Annotated in this window: 4 protein-coding genes; 3 read left to right on the top strand and 1 reads right to left on the bottom strand. The window is 60.3% G+C overall.

Annotation, left to right across the window (positions count from 1 at the left end; translation table 11 throughout):
- From ubiA to phoR, 3 genes are all read left to right on the top strand, one after another.
- Window positions 1-811 (top strand): 4-hydroxybenzoate octaprenyltransferase (gene ubiA, locus QZ511_RS16410; protein WP_295804126.1); only part of this gene is annotated, 811 nt, incomplete at its 5' end.
- A gap of 125 nt (window positions 812-936) precedes the next feature.
- Window positions 937-1,641: a phosphate regulon transcriptional regulator PhoB gene (gene phoB, locus QZ511_RS16415; RefSeq protein ID WP_295804127.1), complete on the top strand. Its 705-nt coding sequence runs from the start codon at window positions 937-939 to the stop codon at window positions 1,639-1,641.
- Window positions 1,642-1,869: 228 nt separating this feature from the next.
- Window positions 1,870-3,183, top strand: coding sequence for a phosphate regulon sensor histidine kinase PhoR (gene phoR, locus QZ511_RS16420; RefSeq protein ID WP_295804131.1), 1,314 nt, complete (start codon window positions 1,870-1,872; stop codon window positions 3,181-3,183).
- Window positions 3,184-3,261: 78 nt separating this feature from the next.
- Here the strand turns inward: phoR and traF are convergent.
- On the bottom strand, window positions 3,262-4,257 hold a 996-nt coding region (gene traF, locus QZ511_RS16425), incomplete at its 5' end, for a conjugal transfer protein TraF (protein ID WP_295804133.1).

Genomic DNA, 4,257 nt, shown 5'->3' on the forward strand with positions numbered 1-4,257 from the left:
CCCCATCGGCTCGTTGCTGCTGCTGTGGCCCACCTGGTGGGCACTGTGGATCGCCGCCGACGGCTGGCCCGGGCTGCACCTGTTTTCGGTATTCACCCTCGGGGTGATCTTTATGCGCGCCGCCGGCTGCGCCGTGAACGACTTCGCCGATCGCAAGATCGACGGCCATGTAAAACGCACCAACCAGCGCCCCCTGGCCACCGGCGCCGCCACGCCAAAGGGCGCGCTGCTGCTGTTTGCGGGCCTGAGTTTTGCCGCCTTCCTGCTGGTACTGACCACCAACAAACTCACCATCCTGATGTCGCTGCCGGCGCTGGCGCTGGCGTTCTGCTACCCCTTTGCCAAACGCTACACCCATATGCCGCAGGTGGTACTGGGCGCGGCGTTCAGCATGGGGATCCCGATGGCGTTTGCGGCAGTCAGCGGCGAGGTGCCGGCGGTGGCCTGGCTGATGTTCACCGCCAACCTGCTGTGGACCGTGGCCTACGACACTTTTTACGCGATGGTGGACCGGGACGACGACCTCAAAATCGGGGTCAAGTCCACCGCGATCCTGTTCGGCGAGATGGACAGGGTGATGACCGCCAGCCTGCAGGTGATGGTGGTTGTGGCACTGCTGATGCTCGGCAGCCGCGAGAGCCTGGGAGCGCTTTACTACTGCGGGGTTGCGGTGGCGGCGGGTCTGTTCGGATACCAGCAGTGGCTGGTTAAAGATCGCTTACGGGAGCCCTGCTTCACGGCCTTTCTGAACAACAACTATGTCGGTGCCGCGGTATTTGCCGGAATATTTTTCCATTTTCTTGCCAATTGAAGACATTCTGAAGGCACCGGATTCGTGACCGCACAAACCCTGTCATATATTTGTCATCAAAGTGACGTTAAATGACCACTCTAAGGAAAGCGATAACTGCACAGTAATTAGGGTATGGCAGGCAAATGCACAGCAAGACGATTCTCATAGTCGACGATGAAGCGCCGGTGCGCGATATGTTGCGGGTGGCGCTGGAGATGGCGGACTATCGCTGTCTCGAGGCGGAAAACGCCCAGGCGGCCCACGCGCTGGTGATCGACGAAAAGCCGGACCTGATTCTGCTGGACTGGATGCTGCCGGATGTATCCGGGGTTGAGCTGGCACGCCGCCTGAAGCGCGACGAGCTGACGTCCTCGCTGCCGATCATCATGCTGACGGCCAAGGGTGAGGAAGACCACAAGATCAAGGGCCTGGAAACCGGCGCCGACGATTACATTACCAAGCCGTTCTCTCCCCGCGAGCTGGTTGCGCGCCTGAAGGCGGTATTGCGCCGCGCCGGGCCGAGCACGCCGGAAGAGCCGCTGACGGCGGGTGGCCTGGTGCTGGACCCGATCAGCCACCGGGTGACCATCAACGGCAACCCGGTGGATATGGGGCCGACGGAGTTCCGCCTGCTGACCTTTTTCCTGTCCCACCAGGAGCGCGCCTATACCCGCACGCAGTTGCTGGACCACGTTTGGGGCGGGAATGTTTACGTGGAGGAGCGCACCGTGGATGTCCACATCCGCCGCCTGCGCAAGGCGCTGACCATCGACGGCCACGAGCGCTATATCCAGACCGTTCGCGGCACCGGCTACCGCTTTTCTGTACAGACCGCGGAAAGGGTGTAAGCTGACTCCTTTCATAGATTGTCGGGCCCTCTGATGAGAGTCCGGTGGCGGCAAATCGCCGGGTGAAGGGATTCGGAACCGCTGTGAATACGTCCCTGTAAGCTCTGTCGAAAACATCCCTGTTTTCGACAGTTCCGAATCCCTTCACCCGGCGCCTTGCCTTCGCATAAAGTCCGCTGTGGCTAGAACAAACACTGTTCCACGCCCAAAGAAGATGGCCAAACCATCATGCTCGATCGCAGTATTGGCGAGTTATCCCGCTTTATCGTCATCGCACTAGGCACCACCATCTTGGGGTTTGCCTCCGCCAACTGGTGGCTGGCCCTGTGCGCCGGCCTCGCGGTTTACCTGTTCTGGCTGCTGTGGCAACAGAACCAGTTCGACCGCTGGCTCTCCAACGGCCGCCGTGGCCCGGCTCCCACCAGTTTTGGGGTGTGGGGCGATATTTCCGATGATTTCTATCGGATGCAGCGCCGCCATCGCAAGGAGAAGCAGAAGCTCCATTCGATGCTGCGCCGGGTGCAGGACAGTACCAGCGCACTGCGCGAGGGTATTGTGGCGCTGGAAGACGAGGGCAATCTGGCGTGGTGGAACCCGGCGGCAGGGCAGATGCTGCGCCTGCAGTCGGACGATGCCGGCCAGCCGCTGGTGAATTTTGTGCGCGATCCGCGATTTGTGGAACACGTAAACCAGCGCATGCAGGGCAGGGATAACCTCAGCCGCGAGCCGATCACGCTGCCGGCACCGGGTGACGATTCCCGCATTCTGCAGATGGAAGTGACTCGCTTCGGCCAGGACGAGGCGCTGGTGATCGTGCGCGATGTGACGCGACTGCACAATCTTGAGCAGATGCGACGGGACTTCGTGGCGAATGTTTCCCACGAGTTGCGTACGCCGTTGACGGTAATTGCCGGTTATCTGGAGACCCTGCAGGCCAGTGGCCAGGCGCCACGCAACTGGGAGCGTCCGCTCGGCCAGATGAGCGAGCAGACGGTGCGCATGACCAGCCTGGTCAACGATCTGTTGCTGCTGGCGCGGCTGGAGACTTCCGAGCGCGACAGCGGCCGGGACCGGGTATCGGCGCGAGAGTTGATGGAGCGGGTAGCTGGCGAGGCGCGCTCACTGAGTGGCGAGCGCCACGAGATTTCGGTGCATTGCGACGAGGACAGCATCATTACCGGGGATGCGGGGGAATTGCACAGCGCCTTTGCAAACCTCGCGTTCAATGCGGTGAAGTACAGCCCCGACGGCGGGCCTATCGAGCTGCGCTGGAAGGTGGACTCGGCCGGCGGTCATTATTCGGTGAAGGATTCCGGTATCGGCATCGATCCCCTGCATATTCCGCGACTGACGGAACGCTTTTACCGGGTGGACGCGGGGCGCTCCCGCGAGAGCGGCGGCACCGGCCTGGGTCTCGCCATCGTCAAGCATGTCCTGCTGCGCCACAGTGCCAACATGAGCGTCTCCAGTGTGCCCGGCCGCGGCAGTACCTTTACTCTTAATTTCCCCACGCAGAAAGTGACGCTCGCCAGTTCTGCCTGAAGCCAACTCCGAACAAAAAAGGGGCCATCAGGCCCCTTTTTAATTTGCGACGTTTTATTTGCGCAGCCATTCCCGCGATTACAGGTCCATACCGAACTGCAGGGCGGCACCCAGGGTGTCATCGGATGACTTGATTGCCGACAGGTGGAACTGCACCACGTTAAACGGGGAGAAACCAATACCCGCGGTGATTGCGCCGTCGTAGGTATCCTTGAAGTCGTGGCGGTAGCCAATGCGCAGTTGCGCCCAATCAAGCAGGTCGACTTCTGCACCCAGGCGGGCGATCTGCCTCTCGCCAGCCCCATCAAACAGTTCGACGGCGTTCATTTCCACGTCTGCCAGCAGGGTCAATACCTCACCGGTATAGCCAAGGCCCGCGGTCAATTGGGGCTGCAACTCGATTTCCACACCCTGCTGCACGGTATCGTATTCCTGGGCAAGGGCATTGCGCAGGGCAACGCCGGCCTGCAGCTCACCCCAGTTAATCGTCGCACCAAAGTCGATATTGAAATTGGTGTGCTCCAGCATGTAGTCATCGGCTTCGAAGTCATCGTTGTCGAAGTTGGCAATGGTCTCGATGTATTCAATGGTCTCGACCCGCTGGTATTTGGGCGTGGCGCCCAGAGACAACCGATAACCCGCGACGTTAAAGTCACGGGCCGCGGCAAAGCCGATTTCCTGCAGGCTGTAACCGAAAGCGCCGGCAGCGGTTTGCAGATCGCTCTCGTCAAAGATCTGCGAACCAAAGTTCTCCAGCAGTTCGACATCCGACTGTGCCAACTGGACATCGGTGGCGACAAACGCAGACTGGCGCACAAACAGCAGACCGGAAGCCAGGCTGTTGGGAATCGCGATGGTGAGCTGCGCACCGGCGTCCGCGGTGAGGCTGCCCTCGTCGAGGGTTTGCAGCTGCGCCAACACGTAATCGGCATCTTCCTGGCTAGCACTCACACCATCGATCGCATCGAGGAAATCACTGAGATCCTCGCCGGTATCGATGAAATCATTGTTGTCACTGGCGATCAGGCCGAAATCGAAGGTAACGGCAAAATCATCGTTTTCTTCGAAGTTTGT

Origin of the sequence: uncultured Microbulbifer sp., from assembly GCF_913055755.1 — a bacterium.
In the GTDB taxonomy this organism is placed as follows: domain Bacteria; phylum Pseudomonadota; class Gammaproteobacteria; order Pseudomonadales; family Cellvibrionaceae; genus Microbulbifer.

What these genes read in the sequence shown, in the direction of transcription:
- phoB (WP_295804127.1), top strand. Translation starts at nt 937, where the DNA reads ATGCACAGCAAGACGATTCTCATAGTCGACGATGAAGCGCCGGTGCGC.
- phoR (WP_295804131.1), top strand. Translation starts at nt 1,870, where the DNA reads ATGCTCGATCGCAGTATTGGCGAGTTATCCCGCTTTATCGTCATCGCA.